The 566-nt window shown below is 61.1% G+C and carries 1 protein-coding gene; it reads right to left on the bottom strand.

The window, feature by feature from the left end; genetic code table 11:
• The coding region (locus AC0IYH_RS29125) for an ATPase domain-containing protein (RefSeq protein WP_471837483.1) at positions 1–219 on the bottom strand (219 nt) is incomplete at its 3' end.
• Positions 220–566 lie beyond the last annotated feature (347 nt).

Genomic DNA, 566 nt, shown 5'->3' on the forward strand with positions numbered 1-566 from the left:
GCGCAGCTCAACCTCAGTCTCCGCTAGAGTGATGTAGAGCCCGGTCTCTCCGATCGCGGCACCCGCCAACAGGAAGCCAAGGCCAAGAGTAGTCTTGCCGGTGCCCGGCGTGCCCTCGACCAGATACATGCGGTGTGGGGTCAGGCCGCCATTCAGGATGTCGTCGAGCCCGGCGATGCCGGTCAGGGCCCGGTCGGGCAGTGCTTGCGTCGCCGACACCATCGTCTCCCGCGTCCAATAAGTCGGTAGCCACCAGGCGTCCCACGATATGGTCGGCTAACGCGTTGATGAGAATATGCAAAGCAGAGATGTCTTCGCCTGAGGGGCGTCACGCGGAACATGGCCAAGCCTGACACAACATGAGCTTCGATCAGGCGCTTGATCTGCACCAGGTCAAACGCCAAAAATCGAAGCTGTTGTCGTCAGGGGTTTTGCCTCTGTCTCGCTTTGTCCATGCTCGCGGCAGAAGGCGATATCCCGCTCGCGATCGATGTCACTGGCGACGCCTTCATAGGCGGAAACGGCGTCTGCGGCGGGACGATCCGTGATCAAGGCGCGAATACTCC

This window comes from Pseudomonas sp. AC463, assembly GCF_979253585.1.